We start from the raw sequence: 17057 nt of genomic DNA on the forward strand, positions 1-17057 counted from the left end.
ACATGTTTGCATGCTCTCATTCAGGGCTTGCGGCAGCGGTAGGAGATCTGCCCGAGCTGCCGCCGGGCGGCTCGGAAGTGTCGCGTCTTTACCGTCCGACAGCGGCTGCGGGCGGCATCGCCCGCGGCCTTCGCTTGGCTCTGTCAGACGGAGCGGCTGCGTGCCAGCGGCGGGTTGTGCGCGAAGTAGTTGCGGATGCCGCGCATCAGCGCGTCGGCCAGTTGCACCTGGTAGGCGCTGCTGCGCAGCCGGGCCTCTTCCTCGGGGTTGCTGATGAAGGCGGTTTCCACCAGCACGCTGGGAATGTCGGGCGCCTTGAGCACGGCAAACCCGGCCTGCTCCACGCGCGGCTTGTGCAGCTTGGCCATGTTGCCGATCTCGCCCAGCAGGGCGCCGCCGAGCTTGAGGCTGTCCTTGATCTGGGCCGTGGTGCTCATGTCCAGCAGCATGCGCTGCACATGCTGGTCCTGCGAGCCCATGTTCAGGCCACCGACGATGTCGGACTGGTTTTCCTTGTTGGCCAGCCAGCGCGCGGCCGTGCTGGAGGCGCCCTTGTCGCTGAGCGCAAAGACGCTGGCCCCACGCGCGGCCGGCGTGGTGAAGGCGTCGGCGTGGATGCTGATGAACAGGTCGGCCTGCACGCGCCGGGCCTTTTCCACGCGCGTGGCCAGGGGCACGAAGAAGTCGGCATCGCGCGTCATAAAGGCGCGCATGGGGCTGCCGCCGATGCGGGTGTCGTTGATGCGGTCGCGCAGCAGGTGGGCGATCTTGAGCACCACGTCCTTTTCGCGCGTGCCGCTGGGGCCGGTGGCGCCGGGGTCCTCGCCGCCGTGGCCGGGGTCCAGCGCCACGATGATGATGCGGTCGGTCTGGCGCGAGGTGGCGATGTTGGGCGCGGCAATGGGGGCAGGAGCCGGAACGGGCGCAGGCGCGGGAGGGCGAGGCGCCGGGGCCGGAGCGGCAGGGGAAGGTGCCTGTGCCACCACGGCGGGCGGTGCAGGCGTCTTGCCGCCGGAGCCGCTGCTGTGCTGGGCGATCAGGTCGCCCAACGGGTCGGGGGCTGGCGCCGTGGGGCCTGAGGGCCGGGGCAGCGGTGGTGGAGGCGGCGGCGGTGCCGATGCGACAGCGGTATCGTCGCCGGAGGCATCGCGCAGGCGCTCGCTGATCAGCGCCTCCAGCGGGTCCACGGCCTTGGCGGGGTACAGGTCGAACACCAGCCTGTGCTTGTAGGCCGCCACGGGCTGCAGCGTGAAGACCTGGGGCTTGGCGGGCTGCTTGAGGTCGATGACCAGGCGCACCACGCTGGGCGAGTTCTGGCCCACGCGGATGGAGGCGATGTTGGGATCGTCGGAGCGGACCTTGGCCACCAGTTCACGCAGCGCGGGATTGAGGTCGATGCCCTCGATGTCCACGGCCAGCCGCGGAGGCTGGTCCACGAAGAACTGCTTGGCAGCCAGCGGCCGGTCGGACTCTATGGTCACGCGCGTGTATTCGGGCGCGGGCCAGACGCGCACGGCCACGATGGTGGCGCCATGCGCGATGTGCTGGCGGCCCAGCAGCAGCACGATGGAGCCCGCCTGCAAAAGATTGCGGCGCGACAGGCCGGACGGATAGGAGGAGGAGTTGGCGTCGCTCATGCCTTGAGTGCTTGGATCACGGCGCGTCCGACGGGCGTGCCGGCGAGCAAGGTCACCTGGCGCTGCGTCTCGTCGATTGCTTCGATATGAATAGCTATATCTGCCGCAGGCGTAAGCGCTGCGGCCTTTTCGGGCCATTCTGCCAGCTTGAGACCTGGGCTGGCGAAAATATCGCGAAATCCTGCATCCTCCCACTCGCGCGGATCATCGAAGCGGTAGAAGTCGAAGTGCCAGATGGCCAGGTCCGGCGCATCATGCGGCTCCACCACGGCATAGGTGGGGCTTTTGATGCGGCCCTGCACGCCCAGTGCGCGCAGCCAGTGCCGCACCAGCGTGGTCTTGCCTGCGCCCAGGTCGCCGTGCAGCGTGACGTAGGCGTTGCGCAGCGCGGGATGGTCCGCGAGCTGCTGCGCAAACCGCTGCGTGTCTTCCTCGCTGCCCCATATCCAGCGACGGCCCGCAGTTTCCGCATCCTGCGGCTGGGCGCTTTCTACAATCGAGGGAGTATGTTGTGCAGCAGTCAATTGGTTCCTTTGATGCAAGGCTGGGCCCGCGAGCTGGGATTTTCCCAAATTGGCGTGGCCGGCGTGGATTTGTCTTCTGCGGAGCCGGGTTTGATGCAGTGGCTGGCCCAAGGGTTCCATGGCGAGATGGACTATATGCAGGCCCACGGCCTGCGCCGCGCCCGGCCTGCCGAGCTGGTGCCGGGCACGGTCAGCGTGATCACGGCGCGCATGGACTACCTGCCGCGCGACACGCCTGCCGATGCGCCGGGCGCCTGGCAAGCGGTGGAGTGGGCGCGGCTGCAGCGGCCCGACGAGGGCATTGTCTCCGTCTATGCCCGGGGGCGCGACTATCACAAGGTGCTGCGCAACCGGCTGCAGAAGCTGGCCGAGCGCATTGCACAGGAAGTCGGCCCCTTCGGGCACCGCGCCTTCACCGATTCCGCGCCCGTGCTGGAGGCCGAACTGGCCCGGCGCAGCGGCCAGGGCTGGCGCGGCAAGCACACGCTGGTGCTCAATCGCGAAGCGGGCTCCATGTTCTTCCTGGGCGAGATCTATGTGGACCTTGCGCTGGAGCCCACGGCGCCGGTGACCGCGCACTGCGGCAGCTGCGCGGCCTGCATCACGGCCTGCCCCACGGGCGCCATCGTGGCGCCGCACCGGGTGGACGCGCGGCGCTGCATCTCCTATCTGACCATCGAGCATGCGGGCGCCATTCCCGAGGAGCTGCGGCCGCTGATGGCCAACCGCATCTATGGCTGCGACGACTGCCAGCTGGCCTGCCCCTGGAACAAGTTCGCCCAGCCCAGCCGCCTGCCCGACTTCGATGCGCGCGAGGCCCTGTCCGGCGGGCAGCTGGTGCACTTCTTTGCCTGGGACGAGCCGACCTTTCTGCGCCTGACCGAAGGCAGCCCCATCCGGCGCATAGGCCATGCGCGCTGGCTGCGCAATGTGGCCGTGGCGCTGGGCAATGCCTGGCGTGAAACCGGCAACGCGGCATTGCAGCAGGCGCTGGCCAGCCGCGCCGAACATCCGGACGCCCTGGTGCGCGAGCACGTGGCCTGGGCGCTGTCGCAAAGATCGGATTGAGCTGATAAGACCAGGGCGCTTGTGTGTGAAACAATTGTTGCGCTCTGTCGGAGTGCCCCCCGGCGGCCTGTTGCGGGCCACTGCCCTTGAAGGCGCGGGGCCTGTGTGACTCAACATGATGTTTGATATGCGCGCAAAGCCTCCCCGCAGCCTGTCCCGCCTGCTGAACGCAGAACCGCTGACCCAGACCACTGTGGCCGTCTGGGTGGGCCTGTGCTGCGTGCTGCTGGCCACGGTGGCGTACTGGACGGTGCTGGTGGACAGCCACCGCACGCAGCGCAGCTTTACCGAGTCCCAGTCCTGGCTGCGGGTGGGGCAAATGTCGCATGCGGTGTCGGTGCAGGTGCAGACCCTGCTGTCCGGCCTGGACTACACCATGCGCGGCCTGGAGTCCGACTTTGCCGATGGCGATGTCGACGGGTTCCGGCGTGCCGTGCAGACCACGTTCGACGCCTACCCGGCCGGCACCTTCCTGCAGATCGCCGTGGCCGACGAGAAAGGGGACATCGTGTACTCCAACCTCCAGCAGGAGGTGCAGACGCGGGCTGCCAAGGTCTCCATCCGGGACCGCGAGCATTTCCAGGTGCATGCCAACCGCGAGAACATGGGCATGTTCATCGGCCGCCCCGTGCAGGGGCGTGTCTCCCACAAATGGACCATACAGCTGAGCCGCGCGCTGTACCGCCAGGGGCAGTTCTCGGGCGTGCTGGTGCTGTCGCTGTCGCCCGAATACATTTCGCGCTATTTCCAGTCCATCTTCGATGGCGCCAACGACGTCATCCTGCTGCTGCGCACCGATGGCGCCTACCTGGCGCGCTCGCAGGGGCAGGAGCAGGTGATGGGCCGCTCGGTCTCCGATGTGCGCGTGGCGCTGTTCGCACCGGCCCTGGAGCGCGGCACCTACGAGGCCGAATCGTCCGTCGATGGCGTGCAGCGCATGTATGCCTGGAGCCGGGTGGAGGGCTATCCGCTGATCGTCAGTGCAGGGCTGGACAAGAAAGCCATCTTCGAGTCGCTGGAGGCATCGCTGGAGCGCGGCCTGCTGCGCAACGGCATAGGCACGGCCGTGCTGCTGCTGGGCATGCTGCTGACGCTGTGGCTGGCGCGCCAGCGCCAGCTCAGCGAGCGCATGCGGCTGCAGGGTGAGCGGCGCTTCGCGCGGCTGGCGCAGGAGGTGCCGGGCGGGCTGTTCCAGTTCCGCATAGGCGCGGATGGACAGTTCCGGTTCCCTTTCACCAGCCCCGGATTCTTCGAACTGCATGGCGCCAAGGCCGATGCCGCCAGGTTTGCCGACCATGAACTGCTCAAGCGGGTCCACCCCGAGGATTTGCCGGCCCTGGCGGCCTCGGTGCAGGCCAGCGTGGGCAGCAAGGGTGTCTGGGAGCACAAGTACCGCGTCTACGGCCCTGCAGGCGAGCTGCGCTGGCTGCATGGTCACGCCCGGCCGCAGCAGGAGGAAGACGGCTCCCTGCTGTGGCATGGCTATGTGCACGATGTGACGCAGGACCAGGCCATGCAGGAATCCATACGCCACAGCGAGGAACGCCTGCGCCTGACCGTGGGCGCCGTGCGCGACGGCCTGTGGCAGTGGGACTGCCGCAGCGGCCATGTGGAATGGGATGCCCGCTGCTACCAGATGCTGGGCTTCGAGGCCGCGCAGTTCCCCATGAACTATGACGCCTTCTGCGCCATGGTCCATCCCTCGGACAGGGCGCGGATGCTGGCGCGGCTGCAGCGCCATGCCGAGGCCGGGGCCGATTTCCGCGTGGAGATGCGGCTGCGCAGCTCGGCCGACAGCTGGCTGTGGGTGGAGTCGCGTGGCGAAATCACCCAGCGCGATGCCGACGGCAAGCCCGTGCGCATGCTGGGCACGCACACCGACATACAGCAGCGCGTGGAGCAGTCCCGGCTCATCAAGGCCTTGCTGGACCGGGGAAGCGCCCTGATCGTCATGGCCGGTCCCCAGCGCGAAATCCTCTATGCCAACGAGCGCGCGGTGCAGACCTTCGAGATCGAGACAGACCGGCTGCCCGGCGGCGTGAACTTTCGCTCCCTGCATGTCAGCGACGAGAGCTCCGAGCGCTTCGGCCAGCTCTACGGACAGCTCAACGCACGCGGCACGGTGCGCACGGAATGGATTTTGCGCATGCCTTCGGGCTCGGGCCACTGGTTCGACATGCAGGGCTCGCTGCTGGACCCCGACGAGGACGACGGCCGCGTCATCTGGACCATGATCGATACCGACGCGCGCCGGCGCGCCGAGACCGCGTTGGCCGAGACCCAGCACCGGCTGGAGGCCATCATCGACCGCTTTCCCGCAGGCATTCTGGTCACCGACGCCCAGGGCCGCCAGGTGCTGGCCGCCAACCGCATGCTGGCGGCCGCGCTGCGGCTGGACATGGCGCCTGCCGCCCTGGTGGGGCTGGGCATGCCGGCGCTGATCCAGTTGCTGCCGCCTTCGGTGGCTGGCGTGCTCAGCGCGGGGCCCGTGGCTGGCCGGTCCCTGCATGCGCTGCCCGACGACCACTATGTGGAGATCGAGGGCATGCAGCTGCGCGACGGTGACCGCTCCATCGGCCACTGCTGGGTCTTCCACGATGCGACGGAGCGGCAGCAGCGCGAATCCCAGCTGGAGACCCTGGCGCTGACCGACGCGCTGACCGGCATTCCCAACCGCCGCGCCTTCATGGAGCGGCTGGCGATGGAGCTGGACCATCTGCGCAGCGGACTGGTGGCGCACTCCACGCTGATCATGCTGGACATAGACCACTTCAAGCAGGTGAACGACGGCTACGGCCACGCGGTGGGCGATATCGTGCTCAAGGAGCTGCTGGCCTCGGTGGCGCAGGAAATGCGCAAGGAAGACATGGTGGGCCGGCTGGGCGGCGAGGAGTTTGCCGTGCTGCTGTCCGACACCGATGCCGAGGTGGGCCTGCGCCGCGCCGAAAGCCTGCGCGAAACCGTTGCCGCGCGCGCCATCGATGCGGGCATGGCCGGCGACCTGCGCATCACCATCAGCCTGGGCGTGTACGAGCTGCAGCGCAGCGATGCCTCGGCCCAGGGCTGCCTGGAGCGTGCCGACGCCGCGCTGTACTACTCCAAGCGCAACGGCCGCAACCAGTCCACGCTGTGGAGCGAGCGGCTGCCTGCCATCGCGCGCTGATACGCGCTGATCCGGGCTGGTGCGGCGCACAGGCCTAGGAATTCACCCCGGTGAATTTTCAGAATCATCCAATGGCCTGATCGGGCCGCAATCCCGAAAATCCTGGGTTCATGCTGTCGCGTGGACCTGCCGCCTCTTGCCTGGCCCCAACACTCGGGTGCGGCCGACTCTCCGTGCAACCCATCACAAAAAGAGGCTGCGCGCCGAGCGCAGGGCGAGGAATGTATGACGTACAACCGCTGGTCCACGGTGCATATCGCGCCGCTTTCGCGAGCGCAGTTCTGGAGCGATGCCAGCCGCGAGGCGCAGATGCCGCACACGCCCTTGGTCGCTCAGCCCGAGCGCTTCGAGGCCGTGCTGACATCGCGCGGCGTGGGCGCGGTGGTGCTCAACCGCATCCAGATGGCGGCCGAACATGGCATGGAGCGCCTGCATGACGATGGCCAGCGCGCAGGCCCGCCCTGCCTGCTGTGCGTGCTCTATGCCAAAGGTGGAGCCCAGGTATTCGCACCGGATGCACCTGACGTGCCGGACGTGCCGGACGTACCGGATGCCTCGGCGTCATCCGGGGAGCCGGGCATGGCGGTTGCGGGCAGGAGGCTGCAGGCGCAACCCGGCCAGCTGTTCCTGCTGGATGAGCGGCGCGGCTACCGCATCTGGCAGAAAGAGGCCGTGGACCTGGTGGTGCTGGCCGTGCCGTTGGCACTGATCGATTCGCGTGGCAGCCTGGCTTCGCAACTGCTGGCACGCAGCCTGCCCGACTGTGCATCGCTTCAACTGCTGGTCCAGCAGATGCAATTGCTGGCCGCGTGGCAGGACCCCTTGCCCGAGGCCGAATCCGCCAGGCTGTCCGACTTGGTCATCAACACCGTGAAGACCGTGCTGCAGGCCAGCGCCGACATGGCGACGGCCCGACCCGGCGCGCCCATGCACGTGCTGTTGCGCAGGGTGCGCCAGCTCATTGCCCGCCAGTACCCGGACCCGGCGCTGGGGCCCGAGCGCGTGGCGTCCAGGCTGGGGCTGTCCGTGCGCTCGCTGCAATCCCAGCTGTCGCGCGAAGGCACCAGCCTCAGCGCCGAACTCATGGCCTATCGCCTGGAACGCGCCCATGCGCTGCTGCGTGGCACGGAGCCGGGAACGCTGGGCATTGCGGAGATCTCGCAGCACTGCGGTTTCAGCTCACCCGCGCATTTTTCCCGCCGGTTCAGGGCACGCTACGGCAGCACGCCGCTGGGGCTGCTGCGGGATGCGGAGGGCGGGCAGGGGGCCTAGGCAGGCTGGGCGGCGCCGCGCCCGGCGTGGCGTGCGCAGATCAGGCCGAGGATTTCGAACATCATCTGCGCGCCTGCGTGGGCGGTGTTGGTGGTGGCGTCGTAGGCGGGCGACACCTCCACCACATCGCCGCCCACGATGTGGATGCCGGCCAGGCCGCGCACCATGGCCTGTGCCTCGCGCACGGTGAGTCCACCGACCTCGGGCGTGCCCGTGCCGGGCGCAAAGGCCGGGTCTAGGCAGTCGATGTCGAAGGAGACGTAGACGGGCGCATCGCCCACCACCTCGCGTGCGCGGGCAATGACGCCGTCCACGCCCAGCGCGGGAAGCTCCTCTGCGTGGATCACGGTCATGCCCGACTCATAGGAAAACTCCCAGAGATATTCGGCCGCGCCGCGTATGCCGATCTGAATGGTCCGCGTGGGGTCGAGCACGCCGTCCAGCACGGCCTGGCGAAACGGGCCGCCGTGGTGGAAGCGGCTGCCGTCGAAGGGGCCCCCGGTGTCGCAGTGGGCGTCGAAATGCACCAGGGCCAGTGGCCGCTCGCGGCCCAGTGCGCGCAATATGGGCAGGGTGATGGAATGGTCTCCGCCAGCGGCCAGCGGAATCACGCCGGCCGCATGGATCTTTGCGAAGGCCGACTCTATGTCGCGGTGCGACTGCTCCAGGCTGTAGCGGCTGGACAGCGGCACGTCGCCGATGTCCGCCACGCGCAGCTCGCGTGTGGGAGCGGATCGAAGCACATGGTTGTAGGGGCCCACGCGTTCGATGGAACGCAGGGCCCGGGGGCCGAAGCGGCAGCCGCTGCGGTTGCTGATGCCCAGGTCCATGGGCACGCCGATCAGTGCAGCCTGGAGGTCGCCAAAATCCGGGCGGCTCCAGTCCATGGGACGCATGGGCGCGTCCAGCAGCGTGGGCATCCCTGCGTAGGGCGCGTTGCGCGTGCCGCTGGCATCGATGATGTGGGCGGCCACGGCGCGGAAATGCGGGTCGTGTATCACGGACTCGTTGGCGCCGCCGAAGCGTGCGCGCAGCGCCTGCAGCCTGTCTGGTGTGAAAAGCGTCATGTCGTCTCCGATTCAGTGCCGGGATCAGGATTGAATGCCCGACAGCGAACGCTGCTGCGTGCGCTGTGCCAGGCTGATGAGGATGAAGCTGGCCGTGCTCACGGCCAGGCTGGCATAGATGGGCGTGTTGGCGGCCAGGCCGTCCCTGACCATGAAGGCGACGGCCGTGGTGCAGCCCAGCAGCATGCTGGCGATGGCGCCCGCCGTGGTGGCCCGGCGCCAGTAGATGGCGCCGATCAGCGGCACCAGCATGCCGCCCACCAGCAGGTTGTAGGCGGTGGTCAGGGCATTGAGCACATCGTCCACCACCAGGGCGATGCCGAGCACGGCCAGCCCCACCAGCAGCGTCAGCAGCCGGTGCCAGCGCACATCGACCAGCGGTCGGCCGCCCCGCAGCAGGGGCACGAGGTCCTCGGCCAGCACGGTGGAACCGGCCAGCATGGCGGCGCTGGCGGTGGACATCATGGCCGCCAGTGCGGCAGCGATCACCAGGCCGCGGATGCCGTCCGGCAGGCTGGCCTGCACGATGGCGGCAAAGGCATTGTTGGCGTTGTCCAGGTCCGGCAGCAGCACGCGCGCTGTCATGCCCACCAGGGCGCCGACCAGTCCGTAGACCACGCAGTACACGCCGGCGAGGCTGCCGGCCACGGCGGCCACCCGTTCGCTGCGGGCCGTGAACACGCGCTGCCACACGTCCTGGCCGATCATGATTCCGAAGAAATAGATGACGAAGTAGGTGGCGATGGTGTCCCAGCCGATGTGTGTGACATCGAAGCTGGACGCAGGCAGCCGTGCAACCAGCTGGTCCCAGCCGCCCACGCGGTACAGGCAGATGGGCAGCAGGATCAGCATCAGGCCCGCGGTCTTGATCACGAACTGCACGATGTCCGTCAGCGTCAGCGACCACATGCCGCCCACGGCCGAGTAGATGACCACGACGCCTCCGCCCACCAGGATGGAGATCCACAGCGGCAGGTCGAACAGCACCTGCATCACGGTGCCGATGGCGATCACCGACGTGGCCGCCAGCATCAGCGAGTAGGCCAGCATCACCAGGGCGCTGGCCTGCTTGGTGCGGGCGCTGTAGCGCCGCTCCAGCACCTGGGTCACGGTGCAGATGCGCAGCCTGAGCAGGGGCTTGGCCAGGAACAGGTTGAGCACCAGCAGGCCCGCGCCCAGCGCCGCGCACAGCCAGAATCCGGAGATACCGTACACATAGCCCAGCCTCACCGTGCCCACGGTGCTGGCGCCGCCTATCACCGTGGCGGCCATGGTGCCCATGTACAGGCCCGGCCCGAGGTTGCGGCCGGCCACGAGAAAGTCCTCCTGCGTCTTCGCGCGGCGCATGCCGTACCAGCCCAGCAGCAGCATGGCCGCCGCGTAGATCACCACGACCGAGATATCGAGCAACATGGTTTGTCTCCCTTTTGTTGCGGCCCTGTTGGCAGGGGCCTCTTGAAACAGCGGTATCCATGGAAGTGAATTCCATGGCCCGCCCCTCTTGTTCTGTATTGCAGTCCCTCTTTGTTCAATCCAGATGTGCTGCAACAGCCGTGGATGCTAGACAGCAGCCCGGATTGCATCCATTTCAAGTTCCATTTACAAACATCGATAAGAATCGATCTTTTCCGAGTGAAAACCCCATGCTCCATACCGTTTCAGATCTGGACCTGCGGCTGCTGCGCGTGTTTCTGGCCATCGTTGACGCGGGCGGCGTGTCGGCGGCACAGGCCAGCCTTGGCGTAGGGCAGTCCACGCTCAGCAGTCAGCTGTCCACGCTGGAGACGCGGCTGGGTTTCAGTTTGTGCGAACGCGGGCGCGGCGGCTTTCGCCTGACGGCCAAGGGCCGGCGCTTCGTCGATATGGCTCGCACGGCCCTGCAGGGACTGGAGGGCTTCAGTGCGCAGGCGCGCAACATGCACCGGCAGCTGGTCGGCAGCCTGGCCATCGGCCTGATCGGCAATGCACCCATGGAATACAACGCGTTGATGGGGCGGGCCATACAGCGCTTTCGCCAGCGCGACGAGGCCGTACGCCTGTCTGTGCTGGTGCGCGGGCCGCGCGAGCTGGAAGAGATGCTGCTGCGCGACGAGCTGCAGGTCGCCGTGGGCTATTTCCTGCACCGTGCGCCGGCGCTGGAATACACGCTGCTGTTCAGCGAAAGGCAGGTGGCCTATTGCAGTGCCAGCCATCCCTTTGCCGCACGCGCGGGCCGCATCGGCGCGCAGGAGGCGGGCGAGGCCGACTGGACCTGGCGCACCTATCCGCTGCCGCAGGCACCGCTGACGGGGCGTCCGCGCTATGTCACCTCAGAGGCGGACAACATGGAGGCGGCCGCCATCCTCATCCTGTCAGGCGCCCACCTGGGCTACCTGCCCGAGCACTACGCGGCGCCCTATGTGGCTGCCGGCCTGCTGCATGCGCTGGACGAATCCCTCTTCAGCTATGACGTGGACATCACCATGGTGGCCAAGAAGCGCGCACGCCAGGATGACATCACGGCCGCCTTCACGGACGACATGCGTGCCGTGCTGTAGGGGCGCCGCGGCACAGCGGCATCAGTACTGCAGCAGGCTCAGAGCAAACGGCAGGCTGAGCACGCCCAGCAGCGTGGACAGCGTGACCAGCCCCGCCACATACGAGCCGTTGTAGCCCATGCGCGCGGCCAGCACATAGCACGACGATGCGGTGGGCAGGGCAGAGAAGGCCATGAGGATCAGCGCCTGCGCACCGCTCAGGCCAAACGCCCGCACCATGGCATAGGCGATCAGCGGCTGCACCAGATGCCGCACGGCCAGCAGACACACGGCCAGCAGCTTGCCGGCGGCCAGCGCGCCGAACTGCATGCCGGCGCCGGCCGACATCAGGCCCAGCGCGATGGAGGCTGCGCCTATGCGGGAGATCGACGGCTCGATCAGCGCCGGCAGCTTCAGCCCCAGCGCGCTGAACACCAGACCCGACAGCGTGCCCACGATCAGCGGATTGCGCACCAGCTGCCCCAGGAAGTGCTGGTTGCTGCCGCGCGCCATGGGCCAGACGGCCGCGATATTGCACAGCGGCACGCTCACGCCGATCAGCACCGAGATGAACAGCAGGCCCTCAGGCCCCGCCAGCCGGCTGGCCAGCGCCAGGCCGATGAAGGAGTTGAAGCGAAACGCCACCTGCACGGCGCCGGCATGCTCGCGTGTGTCGATCCGGCCGCGCAGGCCCGGCCACCAGGGCAGGCTGTAGGCCAGGCCGATGCCGACCAGGGCAGCACACACGCCAGCGGCCAGCAAGTGGGAGGTGGCACCCCAGTCCACCGGGCTCTTGACGATGGAGTGGAACAGCAGCACGGGGAACAGCAGGTAGTACACCAGCGCTTCCACCGCCTGCCAGACCGTGCGGTTGAGCTGTGTGAAGCGGCACAGCACGTAGCCAAGCACGATGAGCGAAAAATCGGGGAAGAGCAGCACGGCGTAGTTCACGGGGGCAGAGCATAAGCGCAACCCCGCAGTCGCCGCGTCTCCCGAGAAACCATGGCGCGAGGCTAGGGGTAAACACCGGGAAATCAGTGCTGCGACAAACTGTGACAACCGGGCCCCGGGCCTTAGCATCGCTGGGGTCCACACAGCCGATCCGAAAGCGCAGGTCCTGACGACCGTCAAGCGCGCAGCGGGCTCCAGGCCCCACCATGGCTGTTCCGTGGCAGCGTTTGCGAGCCTTCGTTTCGCAGACCATCCATCCGCAGGCACGGCCTTGCGGATGTCCATGAAACCTTCTTCGTCAACACGACCCCCAAAAGGAGATCTTGTATGAATCGTCGCAGCTGGATGGGCCTGACCCTGGTCCTCGCAAGCACCGGAGCCCTGGCCCAGGCCTATCCCACCAAGCCGATCAAGCTGGTGGTGCCCTTCGCCCCCGGTGGCACGACCGACATCATCGCCCGCGTGATCGCCGAACCCCTGACCAAGGAACTGGGCCAGCCCGTGGTGGTGGACAACCGCGGCGGCGGCGGTGGCGTCATCGGCGCCATGGAAACCGCGCGCTCGCAGCCCGATGGCTACAGCCTGGGCATCGCCACGGTCTCGACCACGGCGACCAACCCCGCGATCAATCCCAAGATCTCGTACAACACGCTGACGGACTTCACGCCCATCATCAACGTGGCGGCCACGCCCAACGTGATCGCGGTGAACCCCAAGTTCCCCGCCAAGGACTACAAGAGCTTCGAGGCCGAACTCAAGAAGTCCCAGGGCAAGTACTCCTATGCCTCCTCGGGCACGGGCGGCATCCAGCACATGCTGATGGAGCTGTACAAGAGCCTGACCAACACCTTCGTCACCCACATCCCCTACCGCGGTGCCGGCCCGGCGCTCAACGACGTGGTGGCGGGCCAGGTGCCCATGGTGCTGGACAACCTGCCCTCGGCCCTGCCGTTCATCAAGGACAACCGCCTGGTGCCCATCGTGGTGGCCGCGCCCCAGCGCCTGGCCGTGCTGCCCAATGTGCCCACCTTCAAGGAAGTGGGCCTGGAGCCGGTGAACCGCATGGCCTACTACGGCATCCTGGGCCCCAAGAACATGCCCAAGGACGTGGTGGACAAGATCAACGCCGCCGTGCGCAAGGTGCTGCAGGACCCGGCCGTGCGCAAGCGCATCGAGGACACGGGCTCCCTGGTCATCGGCAACTCGCCTGAAGAGTTCGCCAAGCAGATCAAGGACGAGTACGAGACCTACAAGAAGGTGGTTGCTCAGCAGAAACTCACGCTGGAGTAAGCACCGCATTGAGCGGTTGGCTCAGAACCCGAGGCTGCTTGCGGACCTCGGGTTTTTTCGTTGTAGGCTTGATGGGATGTCCCAAGTGCCTGTTGCTTCCATCGCTTCCCCATCGGCTGCCGAAGCCGAATCTGCTGCCGATCCTGCATCCTGGCCGGCGCCGCTGCCTGCCAGCCTGGATGCGCTGGACCTGTTCATGGATGCGCTGCTGCTGGAGGACGGGCTGTCGCGCAATACGCTGGCGGCCTATCGCCGGGATCTGACGGCCTGGGGGCGGTGGCTGGCGCACCAGCAGCCGCCGCTGGCGCTGGATGCGGCGGGCGAGCTGGAGCTGCAGGGCTATTTCGCGGTGCGGGTGGAGCAGACCAAGGCCAGTTCTTCCAACCGGCGGCTGACGGTGCTGCGCCGCTACTACCACTGGGCGCTGCGCGAGCAGCGCATTGCCGCCGATCCCACGGCACGCATGCTGGCGGCCCGGCAGCCCCCGCGCGTGCCGCATACGCTGACGCAGGCGCAGGTGGAGGCACTGCTCAGGGCGCCCGATGTCGATACGCCACTGGGCCTGCGTGACCGTGCCATGCTGGAGCTGATGTATGCCAGCGGCCTGCGCGTGAGCGAGCTGGTGGATCTGCCCTTGCATGGCATCGATCTGCGCTCGGGCGTGTTGCGCGTGACGGGCAAGGGGCAAAAGGAAAGGCTGGTGCCCTTCGGCCAGGAGGCGCACTGGTGGCTGGAGCGCTACCTGGCCACGGCGCGCGGTGCCATCCTGGGCGGGCAGCGCAGCGATGCGGTCTTCGTGACCCAGCGCGGAGCGGCCATGAGCCGCGTGATGTTCTGGGTCATCGTCAAGCGCTGCGCGCAGGTTGCGGGCGTCACGGCACCGCTGTCGCCGCACACGCTGCGCCATGCCTTCGCCACCCACCTGCTCAACCATGGCGCAGACCTGCGCGTAGTGCAGATGCTGCTGGGCCATGCCGACATCTCCACCACCACCATCTACACCCATGTGGCGCGCGAGCGGCTCAAGGCATTGCACGCTTTGCACCATCCGCGTGGTTGATTGGATGTGGAAGGTTCGCCGGTTTGGGTGTTTCTGCCGTTGAAATCGTCGAAGTGGCAAAGCCTGTTCCGGGGATATGCGCCTTGCAGAACAATCACCGCCGTGTTCGATGTGTTTCTGCGGAGTTTTCGATGACTGATTTCCTGCGCCGGCATGTGCTGGTGACTTCCATGCTGGCGGCGACGGTCGCTGCTGCGGCCTTGCCGATGTCCGCGTCGGCCGCCGATGCCGCCTGGCCCAGCCGGCCCATCCGCGTGGTGGTTTCCTATCCGGCCGGTGGCGTCAGCGACGTGGTGGCGCGCGCCCTGGGCGAGAAGCTGGCCGCCCGCCTGGGCCAGCCCGTGGTGGTGGACAACAAGGCCGGCGCGGGTGGCGCCATCGGTCTGGACCTGGTGGCCAAGGCCGCACCTGATGGCTATACGCTGGGCTTTTCCTCCATCAGCCCGCTGACGCTGAGCCCGCACCTGGGCAAGCCGCTGTTCGATCCGCAGCGCGATCTCGTGCCCGTGACCAGCGTGATGTATTCGCCCGTGCTGCTGCTGGGCACGGCCCGCTCCACGGCGACCGATTTCAAGGCACTGGTGGCGCAGGCCAAGGCCCAACCCGGCGAAGTCCGTTGGGCCACGGCCGGCCTGGCCTCGCTGGGCCACATCATGCTCGAGCAGATCATGTATGCCTCGCAGGCCAAGATCACGCACATCCCCTACAAGGGCGGCGGCCAGCAGCTCAATGATGGCCTGAGCGCCCAGTTCGAGGTGCTCTCCACCAACGCCGGGCCGGCCGTGCTGCAGCACATCAAGGCGGGCAAGTTCAAGGCCCTGGCCGTGGGTGCCCCCCAGCGCCTGGAGTCGCTGCCCGGCGTGCCCACGCTGGCCGAGCTGGGCTACAAGAGCGCCAACATGACCTCGGTGTTCGGCATCTTCGCGCCCGCAGGAACGCCCGCGCCCGTGCTGCAAAGGCTCAATGCCGAGATCAACCAGGTGCTGACCCAGCCCGACATGCGTGCCAAGCTGGAGGCCACCGACAACGTGGCCACGGGCGGCAAGGCCGAGGATTTCGCGCGCCAGATCGAGGCCGAGTCCCAGTCCAACGCGCGCATCATCCAGGCTGCAGGCATCAAGCTGAACTGATACCGCTGCGGCGCGTGGCATGCAAAAAGGGCTTGCGGCTTCCCGGCCGCAAGCCCTTTGCCATGGTGGCTGACCCGTTCAGACCGTGGCGTCGTCCGCCGTGAGGTTGTCGGCCCAGGCCAGGGCCTGCAGGTGCGCCCAGTTGACCTGGTGGTTGGACAGCTGCAAGGCGTTGGCGGCGCGCGCAAATCCTTCGTCGTCGCCGCTTTCGCAGGCGCGCGTCAGCTCCAGGAAGGGCGCGAACACGCCCTTGTTGTGCACCAGCGCATCGATCACGGGCTGGGGCAGGGCGATGGATTCCAGCGCCTTTTCCATGGGCTGGCCCAGCATCACGTCCAGCAGCGAGAACACGCCCACCACGAAGGCGTTGTCGCATTCCTCGGGCGAGAGCAGCTCGGCCGTCAGCAGCTCCATCAGGCGTCCGCGCACCACGGCGGTCTGGCCCACGGCCGGTGGCGTGCCGCCCGCGCGCGAGGTGGTCAGCAGCAGCGCGGCCCAGCGGAACAGCTTCTTGAGGCCCAGGATCATCACCGCATGGCGGAACGAGGTGATCTCACAGGACAGGCCGAAGCCCGAGGAGTTGATGAAGCGCAGCAGGTTGAAGGACAGCGTGGGGTCCTTCTTGAGCAGGGCCTCGATCTCGTCCGTGCTCGCCTGCTGGCGCACCAGGTTGATCAGCTGGATGATGGTGGCCTGCGTGGGGCGGATGGTGCGTGCCTGCACGAGTTGCGGCTGGGCGAACCAGAAGCCCTGGAACAGCCGCACGCCCAGGTCGCGCATGCGCTCGAACTGCTCGGAGGTCTCGACCTTTTCGGCCACGATCTGGGCATTGGTATGGGCGCGCGCGAAATTCACCAGGGTCTCGGCATCGGCCAGTGCAAAGGTCTGCATGTCCAGCTTGATGAATGCGGCCGCAGGCAGCCAGCTGGCATAGGCGCGGCGCAGCAGGTGCTGGTTGAAGGCCAGGCGGAAGCCGCGCTGGCGCAGGGCCTGGAAGGTGGGCAGGCGCTCTTCGATATCGGCTGTGGTGGCGTTCTCGCCCAGCGTGGTCACTTCCAGCACCACCTTGTCGGGGTGGATCAGTTCCAGGTGGCCGCCTGCCAGGCTGTCATGCGTGCAGTTGATGAAGACCGTCTTCTTGCCTACCAGCGCCTCGGCTCCCGCATACGACAGTGCGTTGAACAGCAGGGCGGCATCGGAGGCCGCCGTGTGCGCATGCTGGGCTGTGGAGCGATCGAAGAGTTCATAGCCGAAGACATCGCGCGCCTCGTTGACGATGGCCTGGCGCGCAATGACGGCCACCTGTCCGTCCTCCACTCCTTCTGGCAGGGGTGGTGGCGGAGCGGAGGAGTTGTCGTTGGTAGTCATTTGGAAGCTGA

The 17057-nt window shown here is 67.4% G+C and carries 13 protein-coding genes; 7 read left to right on the plus strand and 6 right to left on the minus strand.

What is annotated here, in order from left to right:
* Window positions 1-143: 143 nt before the first annotated feature.
* Both DELCS14_RS07435 and tsaE read right to left on the minus strand, forming a co-directional pair.
* Window positions 144-1637, minus strand: a complete 1494-nt coding sequence (locus tag DELCS14_RS07435) for an N-acetylmuramoyl-L-alanine amidase (RefSeq protein WP_013801091.1) — start codon at window positions 1635-1637, stop codon at window positions 144-146.
* Window positions 1634-2161, minus strand: coding sequence for a tRNA (adenosine(37)-N6)-threonylcarbamoyltransferase complex ATPase subunit type 1 TsaE (gene tsaE / locus DELCS14_RS07440; protein ID WP_013801092.1), 528 nt, complete (start codon window positions 2159-2161; stop codon window positions 1634-1636). The genes DELCS14_RS07435 and tsaE overlap by 4 nt, the downstream gene beginning before the upstream one ends.
* A 12-nt stretch (window positions 2162-2173) precedes the next feature.
* Here tsaE and queG point away from each other — a divergent pair, with 12 nt between their 5' ends.
* From queG to DELCS14_RS07455, 3 genes are all read left to right on the plus strand, one after another.
* Window positions 2174-3229 carry a tRNA epoxyqueuosine(34) reductase QueG gene (gene queG, locus DELCS14_RS07445; RefSeq protein ID WP_012206924.1) on the plus strand — a complete coding sequence of 352 codons (1056 nt, stop codon included), beginning with the start codon at window positions 2174-2176 and terminating at the stop codon, window positions 3227-3229.
* Between the two features lie 115 nt (window positions 3230-3344).
* Window positions 3345-6392 carry a diguanylate cyclase gene (locus tag DELCS14_RS07450; RefSeq protein ID WP_013801093.1) on the plus strand — a complete coding sequence of 1016 codons (3048 nt, stop codon included), beginning with the start codon at window positions 3345-3347 and terminating at the stop codon, window positions 6390-6392.
* A gap of 225 nt (window positions 6393-6617) precedes the next feature.
* Window positions 6618-7664 carry an AraC family transcriptional regulator gene (locus tag DELCS14_RS07455; RefSeq protein WP_013801094.1) on the plus strand — a complete coding sequence of 349 codons (1047 nt, stop codon included), beginning with the start codon at window positions 6618-6620 and terminating at the stop codon, window positions 7662-7664.
* Here DELCS14_RS07455 and speB read toward each other — a convergent pair.
* Window positions 7661-8731 carry an agmatinase gene (gene speB / locus DELCS14_RS07460; RefSeq protein WP_013801095.1) on the minus strand — a complete coding sequence of 357 codons (1071 nt, stop codon included), beginning with the start codon at window positions 8729-8731 and terminating at the stop codon, window positions 7661-7663. The two genes, DELCS14_RS07455 and speB, sit on opposite strands and share 4 nt — an antisense overlap.
* 24 nt (window positions 8732-8755) lie before the next feature.
* Window positions 8756-10144 carry a sodium:solute symporter gene (locus tag DELCS14_RS07465; protein ID WP_013801096.1) on the minus strand — a complete coding sequence of 463 codons (1389 nt, stop codon included), beginning with the start codon at window positions 10142-10144 and terminating at the stop codon, window positions 8756-8758.
* A gap of 230 nt (window positions 10145-10374) precedes the next feature.
* Between DELCS14_RS07465 and DELCS14_RS07470 the strand changes: the two genes are divergently transcribed.
* Window positions 10375-11268, plus strand: a complete 894-nt coding sequence (locus DELCS14_RS07470; RefSeq protein WP_013801097.1) for a LysR family transcriptional regulator — start codon at window positions 10375-10377, stop codon at window positions 11266-11268.
* A gap of 21 nt (window positions 11269-11289) precedes the next feature.
* On the opposite strand, the gene DELCS14_RS07475 is transcribed toward DELCS14_RS07470, so the two are convergent.
* Window positions 11290-12198 (minus strand): AEC family transporter, encoded by a 909-nt coding sequence (locus DELCS14_RS07475; protein WP_043782648.1) that lies wholly within the window; start codon window positions 12196-12198, stop codon window positions 11290-11292.
* Window positions 12199-12525: 327 nt separating this feature from the next.
* On the opposite strand from DELCS14_RS07475, the gene DELCS14_RS07480 reads away from it, so the two are divergent.
* From DELCS14_RS07480 to DELCS14_RS07490, 3 genes are all read left to right on the plus strand, one after another.
* Complete coding sequence (locus DELCS14_RS07480) at window positions 12526-13488, plus strand: tripartite tricarboxylate transporter substrate binding protein BugE (RefSeq protein WP_012206917.1); 963 nt, start codon at window positions 12526-12528, stop codon at window positions 13486-13488.
* 76 nt (window positions 13489-13564) lie between these two features.
* Window positions 13565-14548, plus strand: a complete 984-nt coding sequence (gene xerD / locus DELCS14_RS07485; protein ID WP_012206916.1) for a site-specific tyrosine recombinase XerD — start codon at window positions 13565-13567, stop codon at window positions 14546-14548.
* Between the two features lie 131 nt (window positions 14549-14679).
* Window positions 14680-15678 carry a tripartite tricarboxylate transporter substrate binding protein gene (locus tag DELCS14_RS07490; RefSeq protein ID WP_013801099.1) on the plus strand — a complete coding sequence of 333 codons (999 nt, stop codon included), beginning with the start codon at window positions 14680-14682 and terminating at the stop codon, window positions 15676-15678.
* Between the two features lie 78 nt (window positions 15679-15756).
* Here the strand turns inward: DELCS14_RS07490 and DELCS14_RS07495 are convergent, their stop codons facing one another.
* Window positions 15757-17046, minus strand: a complete 1290-nt coding sequence (locus tag DELCS14_RS07495; protein WP_012206914.1) for an HDOD domain-containing protein — start codon at window positions 17044-17046, stop codon at window positions 15757-15759.
* Window positions 17047-17057: the final 11 nt, after the last annotated feature.

This window comes from Delftia sp. Cs1-4 (genome assembly GCF_000214395.1).
GTDB lineage: Bacteria > Pseudomonadota > Gammaproteobacteria > Burkholderiales > Burkholderiaceae_C > Comamonas > Comamonas acidovorans.